Origin of the sequence: Peribacillus sp. Hz7 (genome assembly GCF_042136355.1) — a bacterium.
Taxonomy (GTDB): Bacteria; Bacillota; Bacilli; order Bacillales; family DSM-1321; genus Peribacillus; species Peribacillus asahii_A.
Genome location: NZ_JBHHJV010000001.1, coordinates 60,335 through 78,164 on the forward strand (window position 1 = coordinate 60,335; position 17,830 = coordinate 78,164).

At 38.4% G+C, this 17,830-nt stretch carries 17 protein-coding genes; 12 read left to right on the forward strand and 5 right to left on the reverse strand.

Going from position 1 to position 17,830, the window contains the following annotated elements; translation table 11 throughout:
- Window positions 1-89: 89 nt before the first annotated feature.
- Both ahpF and ahpC read right to left on the reverse strand, forming a co-directional pair.
- Window positions 90-1,619, reverse strand: a complete 1,530-nt coding sequence (gene ahpF, locus ACE199_RS00315) for an alkyl hydroperoxide reductase subunit F (protein WP_375348125.1) — start codon at window positions 1,617-1,619, stop codon at window positions 90-92.
- A 13-nt stretch (window positions 1,620-1,632) separates the two neighbouring features.
- A complete protein-coding gene (gene ahpC / locus ACE199_RS00320; protein WP_375348127.1) occupies window positions 1,633-2,196 on the reverse strand; it encodes an alkyl hydroperoxide reductase subunit C in 564 nt (187 codons plus the stop codon).
- Between the two features lie 1,026 nt (window positions 2,197-3,222).
- On the opposite strand from ahpC, the gene ACE199_RS00325 reads away from it, so the two are divergent.
- Window positions 3,223-3,648 (forward strand): SRPBCC family protein, encoded by a 426-nt coding sequence (locus ACE199_RS00325; protein ID WP_252293738.1) that lies wholly within the window; start codon window positions 3,223-3,225, stop codon window positions 3,646-3,648.
- Window positions 3,649-3,802: 154 nt separating this feature from the next.
- Here the strand turns inward: ACE199_RS00325 and nspC are convergent, their stop codons facing one another.
- Window positions 3,803-4,930: a carboxynorspermidine decarboxylase gene (gene nspC / locus ACE199_RS00330; protein ID WP_375348128.1), complete on the reverse strand. Its 1,128-nt coding sequence runs from the start codon at window positions 4,928-4,930 to the stop codon at window positions 3,803-3,805.
- Window position 4,931: 1 nt separating this feature from the next.
- Entirely contained in the window at window positions 4,932-6,170 is a 1,239-nt protein-coding gene (locus ACE199_RS00335; RefSeq protein WP_119118043.1) for a saccharopine dehydrogenase family protein, read from the reverse strand.
- Between the two features lie 901 nt (window positions 6,171-7,071).
- On the opposite strand from ACE199_RS00335, the gene ACE199_RS00340 reads away from it, so the two are divergent.
- Together ACE199_RS00340 and ACE199_RS00345 are read left to right on the forward strand one after the other, a co-directional pair.
- Window positions 7,072-7,260 carry a hypothetical protein gene (locus tag ACE199_RS00340; protein WP_375348129.1) on the forward strand — a complete coding sequence of 63 codons (189 nt, stop codon included), beginning with the start codon at window positions 7,072-7,074 and terminating at the stop codon, window positions 7,258-7,260.
- 194 nt (window positions 7,261-7,454) lie between these two features.
- A complete protein-coding gene (locus tag ACE199_RS00345) occupies window positions 7,455-8,234 on the forward strand; it encodes an alpha/beta fold hydrolase (protein WP_375348130.1) in 780 nt (259 codons plus the stop codon).
- Window positions 8,235-8,425: 191 nt separating this feature from the next.
- Here the strand turns inward: ACE199_RS00345 and ACE199_RS00350 are convergent, their stop codons facing one another.
- Entirely contained in the window at window positions 8,426-8,707 is a 282-nt protein-coding gene (locus ACE199_RS00350; protein WP_375348131.1) for a DUF3219 family protein, read from the reverse strand.
- A gap of 436 nt (window positions 8,708-9,143) precedes the next feature.
- On the opposite strand from ACE199_RS00350, the gene ACE199_RS00355 reads away from it, so the two are divergent.
- The 9 genes from ACE199_RS00355 (at window position 9,144) to ACE199_RS00395 (ending at window position 17,810) form a co-directional block, all read left to right on the forward strand.
- Window positions 9,144-9,542: a DoxX family protein gene (locus tag ACE199_RS00355; protein ID WP_375348132.1), complete on the forward strand. Its 399-nt coding sequence runs from the start codon at window positions 9,144-9,146 to the stop codon at window positions 9,540-9,542.
- A gap of 197 nt (window positions 9,543-9,739) precedes the next feature.
- Window positions 9,740-10,372: an FMN-dependent NADH-azoreductase gene (locus ACE199_RS00360; RefSeq protein WP_375348133.1), complete on the forward strand. Its 633-nt coding sequence runs from the start codon at window positions 9,740-9,742 to the stop codon at window positions 10,370-10,372.
- Between the two features lie 422 nt (window positions 10,373-10,794).
- Window positions 10,795-11,544: an SDR family NAD(P)-dependent oxidoreductase gene (locus tag ACE199_RS00365; protein ID WP_375348134.1), complete on the forward strand. Its 750-nt coding sequence runs from the start codon at window positions 10,795-10,797 to the stop codon at window positions 11,542-11,544.
- A gap of 45 nt (window positions 11,545-11,589) precedes the next feature.
- Window positions 11,590-12,021, forward strand: a complete 432-nt coding sequence (locus tag ACE199_RS00370; RefSeq protein WP_375348135.1) for a GNAT family N-acetyltransferase — start codon at window positions 11,590-11,592, stop codon at window positions 12,019-12,021.
- 113 nt (window positions 12,022-12,134) lie between these two features.
- A complete protein-coding gene (locus tag ACE199_RS00375; RefSeq protein ID WP_375348136.1) occupies window positions 12,135-13,196 on the forward strand; it encodes an LLM class flavin-dependent oxidoreductase in 1,062 nt (353 codons plus the stop codon).
- Between the two features lie 464 nt (window positions 13,197-13,660).
- Window positions 13,661-14,470, forward strand: coding sequence for an ABC transporter ATP-binding protein (locus tag ACE199_RS00380; RefSeq protein WP_375348137.1), 810 nt, complete (start codon window positions 13,661-13,663; stop codon window positions 14,468-14,470).
- 24 nt (window positions 14,471-14,494) lie between these two features.
- A complete protein-coding gene (locus tag ACE199_RS00385; protein ID WP_375348138.1) occupies window positions 14,495-15,319 on the forward strand; it encodes an ABC transporter permease in 825 nt (274 codons plus the stop codon).
- Between the two features lie 71 nt (window positions 15,320-15,390).
- Window positions 15,391-16,737 (forward strand): LLM class flavin-dependent oxidoreductase, encoded by a 1,347-nt coding sequence (locus ACE199_RS00390; protein WP_375348139.1) that lies wholly within the window; start codon window positions 15,391-15,393, stop codon window positions 16,735-16,737.
- A gap of 56 nt (window positions 16,738-16,793) precedes the next feature.
- Window positions 16,794-17,810 (forward strand): ABC transporter substrate-binding protein, encoded by a 1,017-nt coding sequence (locus tag ACE199_RS00395; RefSeq protein ID WP_375348140.1) that lies wholly within the window; start codon window positions 16,794-16,796, stop codon window positions 17,808-17,810.
- Window positions 17,811-17,830: the final 20 nt, after the last annotated feature.

Below are 17,830 nucleotides of genomic sequence, written 5' to 3' on the forward strand. Positions count from 1 at the left end.
GATAAAGTTTTAAACAATAAAAGAAAGGCCCTTTGCTATCAGTTTGATAGTAAAGGGCCTTTCGAAAAGGATAGATATCAGATTATTGATTAATTGCGGATTAGATAATCGAAAGCGCCTAAGGCCGCAGTTGCACCTGATCCCATAGAAATAATAATTTGTTTATATGCGCTATCTGTACAGTCACCTGCAGCAAATACGCCAGGGATGTTTGTTGCACCGTGTTTATCGACTACAATCTCACCCATGCGAGTACGTTCAATCGTTTCACCTAACCAGTCGGTATTAGGTACAAGGCCGATTTGAACGAATACACCCTGCAATTCAATATGATGAACTTCTTCGGTCTCCCGGTCCATGTAAGAAATACCGTTAACTTTATCAGTGCCGGTAATTTCTTTTGTTTGAGCATTCTTTACGACCGTTACATTAGGCAGACTATAAAGACGTTCTTGGAGTACAACATCAGCTTTTAGCTCTGAATTAAACTCAAGAACTGTTACATGTTTCACAATACCTGCCAGATCAATTGCCGCCTCAACACCCGAATTACCGCCGCCAATTACAGCTACGTGTTTTCCAGCAAATAATGGACCATCACAATGAGGGCAGTATGCTACACCTTTGTTCTTGAACTTCGCTTCACCTGGTACACCAACATTACGCCAACGAGCACCTGTTGAAAGGATGACGGTTTTACTCTTTAGAACAGCACCGTTTTCAAGCTCAAGTTCAATGAAGTCTTTCTTTTCTAAACGCTTGGCACGTTGTAAATTCATGACATCAATGTCGTACTCTTTCACATGTTCTTCAAGACTTGCTGCGAGCTTAGGGCCTTCCGTATAGTTCACACTAATAAAGTTCTCAATGCCCATAGTGTCCATAATCTGACCGCCAAAGCGTTCAGCAACAATGCCTGTGCGAATGCCTTTACGTGCTGCATAGACAGCTGCGCTTGCACCGGCTGGTCCGCCTCCGACAACAAGCACATCGAATGGATCCTTATCGGCGAACTCTGATGCGTCCGGAGTACTTCCCATTTTGGCAAGGATTTCTTCAAGCGTCATACGACCGCTGCCGAATGATTCCCCATTTAGGAACACCGTTGGTACGGCCATGATGTTTTTGCTTTCCACTTCTTCTTTAAACGCTGCACCATCAATCATGGTATGCGTAATGCCAGGGTTAAGAATACTCATCAAGTTCAGTGCTTGTACAACATCAGGACAGTTGTGACAACTCAAGCTAATGTAAGATTCAAAGTGATATTCCCCTTTAATGCTCTTAACTTGATCAATGACTTTCTGATCAACCTTTGGAGCTCTTCCGCTCACCTGCAACAGAGCCAATACTAATGAAGTAAATTCATGTCCAAGAGGAATACCAGCAAAAGTTACCCCAGTGTCTTCACCGATACGATTCACACTAAAGCTTGGCGTTCTTTGTAATGGTGTTTTTTCTACTTTAATATTGGGTGACATAGTGGCTAATTCGTCTACTAAAGTCAACATGTCTCGAGATACATCATCAGATTCTGCGCTAACTTTGAGCAGCACATCACCCTCCATCAGTTGAAGATATTGGGCTAACTGTGCCTTTATATCTGCATCTAGTAACATTTAATCGTACTCCTTAAATCTTTCCTACAAGATCAAGGCTTGGTTTAAGTGTTGCAGAACCTTCTTGCCATTTTGCTGGACAAACTTCACCTGGATTGTTGCGAACATATTGTGCTGCTTTAATTTTGTTAACAAGAGTGCTTGCATCACGGCCGATACCGTCAGCATTAACTTCAACTGCTTGGACAATACCATCTGGATCGATGATGAAAGTACCGCGATCAGCAAGACCTTCTTCTTCGTTCAGTACATCGAAGTTACGAGAGATTTTTTGTGAAGGGTCACCAATCATAATATATTCGATTTTGCCAATAGCTTCTGAGTGATCGTGCCATGCTTTATGTGTGAAATGAGTATCTGTTGAAACAGAATACACTTCAACTCCAAGTTCTTTTAGAGTAGCATATTCGTTTTGAAGGTCCTCAAGTTCAGTAGGGCATACGAATGTAAAGTCTGCTGGATAAAAGCAAACTACGCTCCATTTTCCTTTTAGGTTTTCTTCAGTAACTTGGATAAACTCACCGTTATGATAAGCTGATGCTGTGAATGGTTTTACTTCTTTTCCAATTAGAGACATGATTTAAATTCCTCCTAGAGTGTTTTGTAAGAATTGATAAATAGCTAGTTTAGAACATATAGTCATAATAATTTTAATTTCTTTTTAATCATCATTAGTTAACTATAATAATTCTAATTCAAAATTTATTATTATATAAAACTTAATGTCTTGTCAAGAATAATACTCAACTTTATTATGAATTATTTTAATAGCTATTATTAATCAATGCTGGTGGCTGTTGTAATTATGGAGTGCTTAGTAATTGAAAAAGAGGTATAAATTGATTTTGATAGTAAAATATAAATTTTCAACTACTATCTATGTTTCTCAATTAATGGGTATTTAGGACAGATACAATGTCTTTAAAACTAAAATTGACGGAACAATGAGAAACTATTGTTTTCGACTCAATAGACGGTGAATCCATATGGTTAAATGTGGATTTTGTTGTAACTCTGTGAAAGAAATAGGAAGAATAGCTGATATATAAGTATGGTAAAGTGGTTATTTTATAGGTTGTATTGGATGGTTCCATGAAAGGGCGGGGGAGGAATGGAGGCTTTCCCCGTTGCACAAGCGGCAAAGATTTTAATGTTTTATCTTTCTTTACGGTGTCACTTTAGGAGTTATTTTGCACTATAAGTAAATATAAAAAGTCCAATTTCTCAACATTAAAATTAAGAAATTGGATTTTTATCGTTACTTCGGAAAAGCGCCCGATTCTGGAATAAGTGTATGTGATCGCTCCTTAATAGAAGAACATATAGAGTTGCATCACGTTGTTTAATAAACGCACCCTTTACTTTAAGTACAATTCTTCATAATCTTTCTATTCTTGTAACTGAGCATCATCCGCATCAGCTAAGGCATAGCACGCCACCCATTGTTACAAGGTTAGTGGCAGGGAAGAAATAGAATACAGGGGTGATAAAAGCAATCAATGAAAAAGTAGTCTAATATTTCGAAATAACATACAATATAGTCAGGCACCTATTGTGGATAAACCGCCCCAAAATATTCGTTTTAAAGAGGAGGTAATCTGAAATGGAAACATCTAAAAAAATAACAGTAGAAACAACAGTTCAAGCATCAGTAGAAAAGGTATGGAAATATTGGACAGAGCCAACTCATATAACAAAATGGAGCACAGCTTCCGATGACTGGCACACACCATTTGCTGAGAATGATTTAAGAGCAGGTGGGAAATTCCTTTCCAGAATGGAAGCCAAAGATGGCAGTTTTGGTTTCGATTTTGGTGGCATTTATGATGAAGTAAAGTTACATGAGGTTATCGCTTATACAATGGGCGATGGAAGAAAAGTTAAAATCACTTTTAAAGGTCAAGAAAACGAAACCGAAGTAATTGAAACTTTTGATGCTGAAACTGAGAATCCAATTGAGATACAACAACAAGGATGGCAGGCGATTCTAAATAATTTCAAAAAATATGCAGAGCAAACAACCATTTAAAAAGGCAAATCAGAGATGTTCAAGTAATCATTTTTATGAGGCTTGTGCTAACTAAGTGTAGATTTGGCATTGAATGAATCTTATCCTGTAAGTTTTTTATGCAAAGAACCAGACTCATGTTTCAGAGTCTGGTTCTTTAAAATCTACTATTTTCTTATGCGAGTCTCATCTTAAAATCTTGATAGCCAAATTGGCGCACGACGCGACAATCTCCATCTTTGTCTTTAACAGCGATGGCTGGTAATGGCATGCCGTTAAACGTGGTGGTTTTCACCATGGAGTAAATCGCCATATCACCAAAAACTAATCTGTCACCGCTTTTTAATGGCTGATCAAAAGAATAATCGCCAATCACATCGCCTGTAAGACAAGTTTGTCCGCCAAGTCGATACGTAAATGGTTTCTCGCCTGCGTCTCCTGATCCGAAAAGAGGAGGACGATATGGCATTTCTAATACATCAGGCATATGACAAGTTGCTGAAGTGTCAAGAATAGCAATCTCGATTCCATTTTTATGGAGATCAAGTACAGATGTGATTAGATAGCCGGCATTGAGCGCAACGGCTTCACCTGGCTCAAGATAGACTTCTAAACCGTATTTCTCCTGCATTCTCTTAATGCAAGCTTCTAATCTTGGAATATCATAATCTTCTCTTGTGATATGGTGACCGCCGCCAAAGTTAATCCATTCCATCTGTGGCAGCCATTGTCCGAACTTTTCTTCCACTGCATTTAGAGTTGTCTCTAAATCGTCAGAGTTTTGCTGACAAAGAGTGTGGAAGTGAAGTCCTGAAACACCTTCAAGCAAATCGGGACAAAAATCTTCCTGTTTTACACCGAATCTAGAACCTGTTGAACATGGGTCATAGATTTCATGGCCAACTTGTGTAGAACATTCAGGATTGATGCGTAAGCCGACTTTTCTGCCAGCTTGAAGAGCTTTATCTTTAAACTTTTCCAACTGTGAGAAGGAATTAAAGATAATATGATCGCAAATAGATATAATTTCGTCGATTTCATCTTCACGATAGGCAGGGGCAAAGACATGATTTTCTTTGCCCATTTCCTCGTAACCTAGACGTGCTTCGAATAAACCGCTTGCTGTTGCACCACTTAAATATTTTCCAATGAGGGGATACATTGTTGTCATAGAAAATGCTTTTTGTGCTAAAACAATTTTACATCCTGTACGTTCCATGACTCCGTTCAGGATTTTTAGGTTTTTTTCTACAAGATCTTCATCGACTACATAGCATGGTGTTGGTAATTCTTCAAATCGCATATTAACGAGCTAGCTCCGGTTCTACTGATTTTACTGGCTCAGAATCGACAAGCTCTGGATCAAAGCTTTCTTTCCATGGAAGTCCCCATTTGTTTAATGCATCCATGAATGGATCTGGATCAAATTCTTCAATATTGTACACGCCTGGTTTATTCCATTTTCCAGTCATGATCATTGCCGCACCAATCATTGCAGGCACGCCTGTCGTATAAGACACTGCTTGAGAACCTACTTCTTTATAGCATTCTTCATGGTCACAAACATTGTATACATAATATGTTTTCTCTTTTCCGTCCTTTTTCCCTTTGAAGATACAGCCAATGTTCGTTTTACCCTTAGTGCGTGGTCCAAGTGAAGCAGGATCCGGTAATACAGCTTTCAAGAACTGAAGTGGAATAATTTGTTTTCCTTCGAATTCAATTGGTTCAATAGAAGTCATTCCTACATTTTCAAGGCATTTTAGGTGAGTAAGGTAACTTTGGCCAAATGTCATGAAGAAACGGATACGCTTAAGTCCAGGGATGTTTACCGCAAGAGATTCAAGCTCTTCATGGTATAACAAATACATATCTTTTTCGCCAACTTCAGGGAAGTTATACACGCGTTTGATTTCCATTGGTTTCGTTTCGATCCATTCACCATTTTCCCAATATCTTCCGTTGGCAGAAACTTCACGGATATTGATTTCAGGATTGAAATTTGTTGCAAACGGATATCCATGATCTCCAGCATTGCAGTCAAGAATATCGATATATTCAATTTCATCAAAGTGATGTTTTAATGCATAGGCAGAAAATACACCTGTAACACCAGGATCGAAGCCGCTTCCTAAAAGAGCTGTAATACCAGCCTTTTCAAAACGTTCGCGATATTCCCATTGCCATTTGTATTCAAATTTTGCTGTATCTTCTGGTTCATAGTTTGCTGTATCCATATAGTGTGTTTTTGTTGCAAGACAAGCATCCATGATTGTTAAATCTTGATAAGGTAAAGCTAGATTCATCACGATGTCTGGTTTTACTTCTTCAATTAACGCAATTAACTCATCCACGTTATCGGCATCAACTTGTGCAGTTGTAATTTTTGTTTTTCCACCATCTAGTTTTTCTTTTAAAGCATCGCATTTAGATTTTGTACGACTTGCGATACAAATTTCCTCAAATACTTCACTATTTTGAACACATTTGTGAATAGCAACTGAAGCGACTCCACCACAACCAATAATAAGTGCTTTTCCCATTTCTCTTATCTCCTAACCTAAATAGATTTTTCAAAGCAAAGAGCAATTCCATAACAACCTAACTAGCCGTGCATCAACTACTTAGTATGTCTTTAGGAATAACCCATTAAGAAATTTTTAAACAATAAAAAAGCAAGTGCAAAACGCATAATCGCGCACAACACTTGCTTTAGATATAATTATCAATATTTAAAAAGCATAAGTATATCCATGACAAAGTCACGTGCATACGTCTACCATAAAAATCTAAAATTAGGGCAGAAAGCTCTTTAATATTCAAAATATATCGTAATATGATCAGAGTCTATATAGCAAATAATTACTTTTTCCACTCTTATTGACCGTTTCACAAGTTGATGTGCACATGCACTGGTTGTAAAGTAACCAACTTATAAAATTTGAGCTTTTAACTCAATCAATAAGGCAACTAAAGTTGCCAATCGGCATTTGACCCGGCTGTCCGTATGGCCTTGACTTCTTAAAGAAGTGGTCAAAAAATTATCTGCTTGGAAAGACTCAGAAATTTGAATATTAGCTTTCCAATCAACGCTTCTTTAGATTATCAACATACAATAAAAATATCAATAGGTAAAATAAAAAAAAAATTACCAACTTCAACTATTGAATTGAATTCTATATTATGTAAGTTTAGTTTTAAATGATACTTTCTTGACAGAGATTATTGATATCAATAATTTCTGTGTGTTTATACATAGCACAGAAACTGCACAAAGTACCGAAAAGCAAATAGGCTTGGGCAGGTAGAATTCCGTAGCGAAGCGCGTTCTCCTCTAGATATGATTCATGATTGTGAAGTGTTGTATGTAGGCTAAAATTACAATTGTTTGTATAAAAATGGTAAGATGAAGAGGGGACAATATGAAAAGAGGAGAGAAAATGGATGCAGGAAGTAGATATCTGGGGTCTTATTTTTCAATTAATCGCTTTAGCAGTTCCGATCATTTTTATCGTAATCCTATCATTATCTTGGCGCTCTTCAAAAAACAGAAAAAAACAATTCAATCATATTGACCACAAGTTAAACTCCATGGAGAAAAAAATTAAGAAATTCATGGGCTACCGTAATTAGGATGTAATCGCTATACTCATATGGATGGCTTTGCTCGAATAAAGGGCAAAGCTTCTTTTCTTATTCAAATCACTCACAAGATTGTTTTGAACTCCATCCTTTTTCGCTTCGCTACCCTACAATCTAGGTACTCACCTATGTTTACTGAAATGAATATCCTATTGTTAAAACCATCTTATTATGGAGGAATGGGCATGGGATACTTTGTGAATGTAGAACCGGGTGTGAATCTATATGTAGAAGATATTAACCCAGGCGGTAGCAAAACTATAGTGTTTATACATGGGTGGCCGTTGAGCCATAAACAATTTGAATATCAGTTTGATGTTCTTCCTGCATTGGGTTACCGCTGTATTGGCATAGACTGGAGGGGCTTTGGAAATTCGGATAAACCAATGAGCGGCTACACTTATAACAGACTGGCAGATGATATCCGCACGGTAATAGGTACCCTTCAATTAGACAATGTTACGCTCGTGGGCCACTCTACGGGTGGAGGAATCGCAATTCGATATATGTCTCGACACAATGGTTACGGAGTATCCAAACTTGTCCTCGTTGACGCTGCAGCTCCGACAGGCTTTTCAACGGAAACGGCTAATAAACTTCTTAAGGAAACGTTAAATGACCGCCCCAAGATGATGCAGGGAGTAACGGATACGTTTTTCTTTCAGTATATAACCAGCTCATTCTCCGACTGGTTTTTCCAAATGGGATTACAGGCTGCAGGGTGGTCAACCGCGGCAATCATTGTTTTATTAAGAGATGAGAAGCTCCATGAAGATATTCTAAAAATAAGTGCCCCCACTTTAATTATTCACGGCATCCATGACAAAGTTATTCCATTTGCGCAAGCTCAAGAACTACATCAAAAAATAAGAAATTCACAGCTTGTACCGTTTCAATATAGCGGCCATGGTCCGTTCTGGGAAGAACGTGACAAGTTTAACCAGCTATTGACCCAATTTATTTAGTTAAAATTAGCGCTAGATTTTTTGTGAAATATGAAGGTACCTAATCAGAGAGAGAAAAAGAAGGTAAGAAATGATTGATCATTTTAGGTGAGAAGACTCCCACTTTAAGTTTGTGCAGAGCGTAGTCCAACAAAGAGTGGGAGATGAATGGCCTTTTGTGTATAGGGAACTGATTTGAAAGAGTTCTTTTCTTAACTTTTTTCAAGTAAACACAGCTTAAATTCTCCTACGTTGCCTTTTTCATAAAGATTTGTAATGGAAGTTGAATACTGTTGAATGGTCCCTTTAAATTCTCGATTTCTTTCGGGGATTTTTACATCAAATGCTCCTTTGTATAGTAATGTTGTCACATCATGGTAATCTTCACTTGTCACATCAAACGTAACGGAAATGAGATCGCCATCCTGCGTCTTTTTTTCCCCATACTCTTTCACTGAAATAGAGTAGTTATTTAAAATGATTGTTTTTACCAAAATGATCATATCCTTTTTTGAAATAATTAGGTGCCGATACAAAACTGATTATACTATACACTCCGTTACAGTCTGCAAATCGGAAAAATAAAAAAAGATTATTGACATAAAATTTTTTAAGTATTATCATTATCTCGTATTCAAGATATATTAATTAAATGTAATTTTCGGGGGTGGAAAAAAGAAAATGTACTGATTTGCCCAATCTTATATGAATGTAACAACTAAAGCATTACGGGAGCGAATGAGGTGGGAGTAGGCAACAGTTGACCTTCATGCCGTAGAAGCTAGTTGATTATATATTTGAATCATTAAATCGTGTTGAGATAGGAATAATGATTCAAAAAGGTAAATGAAAGAATAGGAAGTTAAATTTTTTTAATCATTTATCTTGAATTCAAGATAAAATACAGGGTGATTTTAGGAGGGTTTTTTGATGATAAGTATTGGATTATTAATCATTCGTTTGGTAGTAGGTGTTTTATTCATTGGTCACGGTGCTCAAAAACTATTTGGTTCGTTTGGAGGTTATGGATTAAAAGGTACTGGAGGATGGTTTGAATCTATTGGCATGAAGCCAGGAGTAACAATGGCTCTTTTCGCAGGATTAGCAGAACTTATTGGAGGAATTTTATTTGTTTTAGGATTTTTAACCCCGCTTGCAGGAGTAATCATTGCAGGAACGATGGTAATGGCCATTGTGAAGGTACATGGTCCAAATGGATTATGGGCAACATCAAATGGATATGAATATAACCTTACCCTGCTTGCAGTGGCTATTGGTATAGCGCTAATAGGTCCTGGGCAATACGCTTTAGACGCATTTTTATTCTAAAATATAGTTAATTAGAGATTATTGAACTAAGGTAATGTTACGACATTTTAAAGAAGGCAGATTGAACGATTACCGCGCTTATGAGTTCACTAACACTGTAAGTGCTTGAAATCTATTTTGTTGACAATTATATTTTACTTATATATTATGAATTCGAGATATCTTTATTAATGATAATTTAAAGGAGACTAACAATCATGAACGTATTAGTTGTAAAAGCAAATAACCGTCCAGCTTCCGAAGCAGTATCAAGTAAAATGTATGAAACTTTTATGGAGAACGTAGAAGGTGTAAATGTAACAACTTATGATGTATTTGCAGAAGATATGCCTTACTTTGGTCAAGATTTATTCAACGCTTTCGGTAAAGTAGAATCAGGCGAAGAAATGACAGATGTAGAACAGCGTATTTTAGCTGCTAAACAAAAAGCAATGGATGCTTTAACAGCAGCAGACGTAGTAGTATTCGCGTTCCCATTATGGAACTTAACAATCCCAGCTAAATTACAAACATTTATCGACTATGTGTACCAAGCAGGTTTCACATTCAAATATAACGAAAATGGTCAATTAGTAAGCTTAATGACTGATAAAAAAGCGATTATTTTAAGTGCACGCGGCGGTGTTTACTCAACACCAGAAGCAGCGCCAATGGAAATGGCTGCTACTTATATTAAAAACGTTGTTGGCGGCGTATTCGGTATGGAAATCGTAAACGAAGTCATTATTGAAGGCCATAATGCAGCGTCAGATCAAGCTGAAACGATTATTGCTGAAGGTTTAGAAAAAGTTAAAGCTGTAGCAAAAGAATTATCAGCAGTAACAGCTTAAATCATAAGTTTTTTATCTAGATTTTAAAAAACATGATGTGAAATAGATTGGCACAATCCTTGTCTGTTTTATATAACGAAGCGAGAGGCTGTCCTAAAAGTCATGAAAATGGCTTTCGGGGCAGCCTTCCCGTTTAGTTGAACAATCATTCTCCTTAGATCGTTCCTTTTCTACCGTCCTCAAAAAGTGTGTTTAAGGACAAAGTTCCAGAACTCGAGTCAGGAAATGTCCTTCATCAAGGTCACGAAGAACAAAATCGAGGAATCCAGCGGGGAAATGTCCTTCATCAGAGTCATGAAGCACAAAATTCCAGCAATCCAGCAAATCTTTCTTTTTAATCTGTTATAGAGGCAGGTTTTCTCTCTATTGTTCTTTTGTGTTATCTTAAAAAATATTGAGGGTAAAAAGGATGTGTACAGATTATGGATTTCTCTAATAAAACAGTCGTGATAACAGGAGCGGGAAATGGCATTGGAAAAGGCGTTGCTTTATCTTATGCAGAAAAAGGGGCTAATGTCGTTTTAGCAGATATAGATGAAACAGCAGGTATACAAACGGTTACTAGCATAAAAGAACAGGGTGGAGAAGCACTTTTCGTACAAACAGATGTAAGAGTGGAAGCGGATATTGTTCGATTAATGGAAGCAGCTAATCAAGCATACGGTCAGATCGATATTTTAATTAATAATGCAGGAAAAGCGTTATTCAGGTCTCCTTATGATTTATCGATAGAAGAGTGGGACGATGTGATTAATACAAACTTAAGAAGTGTGTTCTTAGGCTCACGTGAAGCGGCAAAATATATGCGTCATAATAAGGATGGCGGATCGATTGTCAATATTGCCTCCACAAGGGCTGTTATGTCTGAGCCAAATTCGGAATCTTATGCGGCCACAAAAGGTGGAATCGTTGCCATTACACATGCGCTGGCGGCCTCATTAGGTGAGGACAGGATTACAGTAAATGCTATTTCTCCAGGTTGGATTGAAACAGGAGATTATGCAAAATTAAGTAAAATCGACCATGAACAGCATCTATCCAAGCGCGTAGGAAAACCAGATGATATTGCACGAGCTTGTCTATATTTAACAGCTAAAGAAAATGATTTTGTTACAGGTATTAACCTTGTCGTAGATGGTGGCATGACAAGGAAAATGATTTATGAGGAATAAGAAGTAAAGTGCTTGAATCATACATCCAGAAAGGGCTGAAGGTAAGTGGAGTTAAAAAGAATAGCAGTCGATAATGATTTGAAAAAAGCATTTCAGATTAGAAAAGAAGTATTTGTTGAGGAACAAGGTGTGCCAGTAGAGGCAGAATTCGATGAATTTGACACACTAAATGGACAATGTGAACACATTTTAGTTTATTACGAGGAACACCCTGTCGGAACGGGAAGAATAAGAGTTGTTGAAGGCCTAGGGAAATTGGAGAGAATTTGTATTTTAGCTCCGTATCGTAAATTTGGTCTTGGGAAAGTAATTATTAAAGCATTAGAAGAAATAGCAAAAGAAAAAGGAATATCTCGAGTGAAATTACATGGACAAGCACAAGCAGAAGGTTTTTATGAAAAGCTTGGTTATCAGGCGTCATCCGATGTATTTATGGAAGAAGGTATTCCGCATGTTTTAATGGTAAAGGAATTATGAGGGTAAGAAGAAGTTGAGTGCGACCTTAATGTCTTGGCACTCTGAAAAATAAGATTACATAAGAGCTATAGAGAATCATACGATTTGTTCTCTAGGAGCAGGAGGGGAATAAAATGGAGATAGGTATAAGCACGTTTGTAGAGACAACACCAGATGTCAAAACGGGCGAAGTGATCAGTCATGCACAGCGTATACGTGAAGTAGTTGAAGAAATTGTACTAGCCGATGAAGTAGGCTTAGATGTGTTTGGTGTAGGTGAACATCATCGCAAAGATTATGCGGCATCTTCTCCAGCCGTTGTACTGGCTGCAGCTGCGTCGCAAACGAAGCGAATTCGATTAACAAGTGCGGTTACGGTGCTTTCTTCTGCAGACCCGGTGCGAGTGTTTCAGGATTTTGCAACAGTGGATGCGATTTCAAACGGCCGTGCAGAAATCATGGCAGGCCGGGGCTCTTTTATTGAATCATTTCCACTGTTTGGCTATGACTTAAAAGATTATAATGAGCTGTTTGAAGAGAAGCTGGAGCTATTGTTAAAAATTCGAGAATCTGAGAAAGTGACTTGGAGAGGCGGGCATCGACCAGCGATTCAAAATCTTGGTGTGTATCCGCGTCCAGTCCAGAATCCATTGCCGGTCTGGATTGGCAGCGGCGGGAATTCTGAGTCGGTCGTTCGTGCAGGTTTACTAGGGTTGCCGCTCGTTCTAGCGATTATTGGCGGCCGTCCGATTCAATTTGAGCCGCTTGTCCGACTTTATAAAAAGGCCGCAGCACGCGCTGGCCATGATGTATCAAAGCTTTCCGTCGCCTCGCATTCACATGGTTTTGTTGCGGAGAACACGGAAGTGGCAGCGCACAAATTTTTCCCCTCGACCCAGCAAGCGATGAACGTATTAGGACGAGAGCGTGGATGGGGACCGTACACCCGAGCTACTTTCGATGCTGCTCGCAGTTTGGAAGGTGCCCTGTATGTTGGGGATCCACAGACCGTTGCTGATAAAATTATTTATCTGCGAAAGAATGTAGGTATCACCCGTTTTATGCTGCATGTACCAGTTGGCACAATGCCTCATGAAGATGTCATGAGGGCGATTGAGCTGTTAGGTAAAGAAGTGGCACCTAAAGTTCGCGAAGAGGTATCAAGATGGGAAAGGGAGAGTGAAGAGAAGGAATAAGTTCATTTTATAAATCCCAGTTTGTTTAATTTAAAATGGCCTCAGTTTATATAGGATAGGGTCATTTTATTGCATAAAAACAGGAAGCAGGTCGAAAATACTGTTTTCCATTTTTAAGTGAATATGGTGAAATTTTTAAAAAATATCATTGACATTCTATTTTTATGTGATAAATTAAGTTTATAAGTTTAGTTGGTATTAAACCTACAAAAAACTCCTACTTTTACCTGTATCGTTAAAATAGGATCGATTGAGTAGGACAAAGTTAAATACATAGCAGATGCTGACTGGTTAACCGGAGGCTCAGATGATAAACGATAGTCGTTGTCACCTGAGCCTTTTTTGCTTAAACAAGTCGGCGGCCACTAGTAATCTAAGCTAAGGTAACTAATTAGCAGGATTGCTATAACTATAAACCTACTATTCTTATGTGTTTATTTATAAAAAAGGGTGGGGTGAGCTCATTGACAGGTACTGAGAAAATTAGATTTGAACGTGTCACAAAAACTTTTACGGTTCGTGATACGAAACAAAAGGGTGTAATGCAAGAATTTACAGCAGTAAAGGATTTAAGTTTTACGGTAAAAGAAGGCGAGTTTTTAACATTAGTAGGTCCAAGTGGTTGCGGCAAATCAACTTTGCTTGATTTACTAGGGGGCTTATCAATGCCAACACGCGGACGCATTTTAATTGATGATGAAAAAATTACAGGCCCAGGGCTCGATCGCGGTATTGTCTTTCAGCAATATGCCCTATTTCCATGGAAGACAGCACGCGGCAATATTGAATTTGGCTTAGAGGCAAAGGGTGTTCCGAAGCATGAACGAAGAGAGCGGGCCGAGTATTTTCTTGCTTTAGTTGGACTTAGTCATTTTGCGGATCGTTATCCACATGAACTATCCGGGGGAATGAAGCAGCGTGTAGCGATTGCTAGAAGTCTAGCCTTTAATCCAGATGTCTTACTGATGGATGAACCCTTTGCAGCACTTGATGCCCAAACACGCGAATCCCTGCAAAGTGAACTTTTGCGTATTTGGGAGAAAACGAAGAAAACGATTATTTTTATTACACATGGTATCGATGAGGCAGTCTATTTAGGTGAACGTGTCGTCGTGTTGACACCAGGGCCTGGTACGGTGAAAACGATTGTGGATATTCCGCTTAAGTCGCGTTTAGAGGATGCGGATATTCGTTCCCATCCTGATTTTGTGAAAGCGCGTCATGAAGTTTGGAGTTTACTGCATGAACATGAATACCAAGGTGCTCATATTTAACTAGAATAGAGAGGAGTCATACTTATGGAGACAATAAAATCTATACAGTCAGCTGTAGAGCCGAGAAAACCAAAACTGTTTGTGTTTTCCAGCCTACAAAAGGTTTTCAAACAGTCTATTGTATTAGTGGCATTATTTTTACTATGGGAAATCGCACCACGAATTGGCTTAGTAGATCAGGCGTTCTTTCCGACATTTTCCAGTGTAGTGATTTCTTGGTGGGATATGGTTATATCAGGTGAGCTTTTTGCTCATTTTATGGCGAGTATCACCCGTTCAGTAAGTGGGTTTGGGTTAGCGTTGCTGATTGCCATTCCATTAGGGTTGATGATTGGTTGGTATCCATTGGCAAGAGAATTATTAAATCCAGTGTTAGAATTGTTCCGAAATACAGCGGCATTAGCTTTGCTGCCGGTATTTATGTTGCTGCTAGGAATCGGTGAAACGTCTAAAATTGCTATTGTATTATTCGCCTGCACATGGCCGATTCTCTTAAACACCATTGCTGCTGTAGGAAACGTAGATCCATTATTAATTAAATCAGCGCGTTCGATGAATCTCTCTTCTTATCAACTATTTCTTAAAGTGATTTTACCAGCATCCGTTCCAACTATTTTTACAGGGATTCGTATGGCAGGAACAGGAGCGATTTTAGTGTTAATCGCAGCAGAAATGGTCGGAGCAAAAGAAGGGTTAGGTTATTTAATTACGTATTCACAATACAACTTCCAAATTCCTGAAATGTACGCAGGTATTTTAACGATTGCTTTATTAGGCTTACTCATCAATCAAGGCTTAAGCATGCTTGAGCGTAAATTTTCAAAATGGAAGCAGCCAGTAAATCTATGAGATGTAAGGGATTCTATTATTTTTTTATATTAATTCTAACTAAAACAATAAGATAAATAGGAGTTGGTAATATGACAAAAAAACAAATGAAATTAGGCGCGTTTTTCCATTTACCTGGACATCATGTAGCGAGCTGGCGTTATCCTTCGACAGCGGCAAATCGTATATTCGATTTAGAGTATTTAACTGAATTAGCGCAAACAGCCGAGCGTGGAAAATTCGATATGATTTTCTTTGCGGATGTATTTGGTCAAACACCTTCAGAAAGACTAGCCACTTCGGCCTTGAAACTGGATCCACTTATTATTCTTTCGGCGCTTGCAGCCGTGACAAAAAATATCGGTTTAACGGCAACATTAACAACAACTTATAATGAACCGTTTCAAGTAGCGCGTAAATTTGGTGCCATTGATCATCTGTCAAAAGGGCGAGCAGCTTGGAATGTAGTGACATCTGGAAATGAAAAAGAGTCACTATTGTTCGGTAAAGAAAAGCATCTAGAACATGCACGTCGTTATGAAAGAGCAGAGGAATTTGTAGAGGTTGTCAAGAAGTTATGGTTTTCAATTGAAGACGAGGCACTTGTAATCGATAAGGAGAAAGGGAAGTTCTTAGACTTAGAGAAAGTCCATCCAGTTAATCATGAAGGGAAATGGTTCAAAGTACAAGGAACGCTGGATTCACCATCGACACCGCAAGGTCATCCAGTAATTGTGCAGGCAGGCTCTTCAGAAGCAGGGAAGGAACTTGCCGCAAAAACGGCTGAGGTTATTTTCACAGCATGGCAGACACTTGAAGAGGCACAAGCATTCTATCGTGATGTGAAGGGGCGCCTTACAAAATATGGCCGTAAACCTGAAGATTTAAAAGTTATGCCAGGTGTTTTTATTACAGTAGCGAAAACAGAGGAAGAAGCGATTGCTAAACGAAAGGAATTAAATGGCTATATTTCGCCCGAGATAGGTCTTGAATACTTATCTAATTTCTTTGGTATCGATTTAACAGGATACGATGTAGAGGCACCGCTTCCTGAAAGTGTAGAGTTTAATGATAATACGAATCCACAAATCCGTTATACCATTATTCGCACTCTTGCGGAACGTAAAAATTTAAAAACATTACGGGAAGTATACGAGCATATTGCGGGGGGACGCGGTCATCGAGAGATCGTTGGTACACCAGCACAAATTGCTGATCAATTAGAGGAATGGTTCTTAAATGAAGGAGCGGATGGCTTTAATGTGATGTCACCAACTTTCCCGGACGGTCTTCATGATATTGTGGAATTAGTTATCCCAGAATTACAGAGACGCGGTTTATTCCGTACAGAATATGAAAGCAATACACTGCGTGGAAATCTAGGACTTTCCATACCTGTAAATCCATCTAAAAAACAGATACAGAACGCTGGAAAATAGATAGGAATTTACTGTTGAAAGAGTATGAGACTTAGGGTGAAGTGAGGAGAAAAATTATGAAAAAATTAGCATCACTTATTTTAGCAACCGGTGTAATCGGCAGTATTTTAACAGGCTGTTCAGATAATAAGACAGCTGCTGATTCGAAAGAAGATACAGTACTGCAATATCAAGGGTCGCCAGGTATCGTGGGCTTTCCTGAACTAGCAGAGGATTTAGGCTATTTAGGAGATTTGAAGTTGGATTATATAGGTGATAGCGCTGGCGGACCGGAAAGCATTCAATTAACCTCGACAAAACAAATAGATTTTGGTGCCGCATTTAATGGAGCGATTATTAAATCTTATTCCAAAAATGTAAAATTAAAGTCCGTTGTTGGTTCTTATGGCAGTGATGAAAATACGTATATGGGTGCCTATGTACTTGAGGGCAGTCCGATTAAATCAGCTAAAGATTTAATTGGTAAAAAAGTGGGTGTAAATATTTTAGGGGCTCATGCGGAGTTCGTTATTAAAGATTATTTACGTCAAGGCGGCTTAACGGAGAAAGAAATTGAACAAGTGACACTCGTGACAATTCCGATGTCGAATGCAGAACAAGCGTTACGAAATAAACAGCTAGATGTGGCTGTATTGGGCGGGTCTGCAAGTATTGCAAGAGATCGAGCTCTAGAAGCAGGGGGAATTTTAGAATTATTTAAAGACATTGAAGTGTTTGGTACAGAATTTACAGCAGGTGATTATTTCTTTACAGAGCAGTATATCAAGGAGAACCCAAATACTGTAAAGCAATTTACGGAAGGGGTTGCCAAGGCTATTGAATGGGCACAAACAACGCCAAGAGAAGAAGTCATTGCACGCTTTGAGAAAATTATCAATGAACGCGACAGAAAAGAAACAGCCGATAACCTTAAATATTGGAAGAGTACAGGAATTGCCGAAAAAGGCGGTGTCATTACACCATCGGAATATGACGTTTGGATTGAGTGGCTTGTAAAAAATGGTGAATTAAAAGAAGGTCAAGTGAAGGCGGAAGATTTATATACAAACGAATATAACCCGTTTGCTAAATAATTTTTTTGTAAAATTCCGAT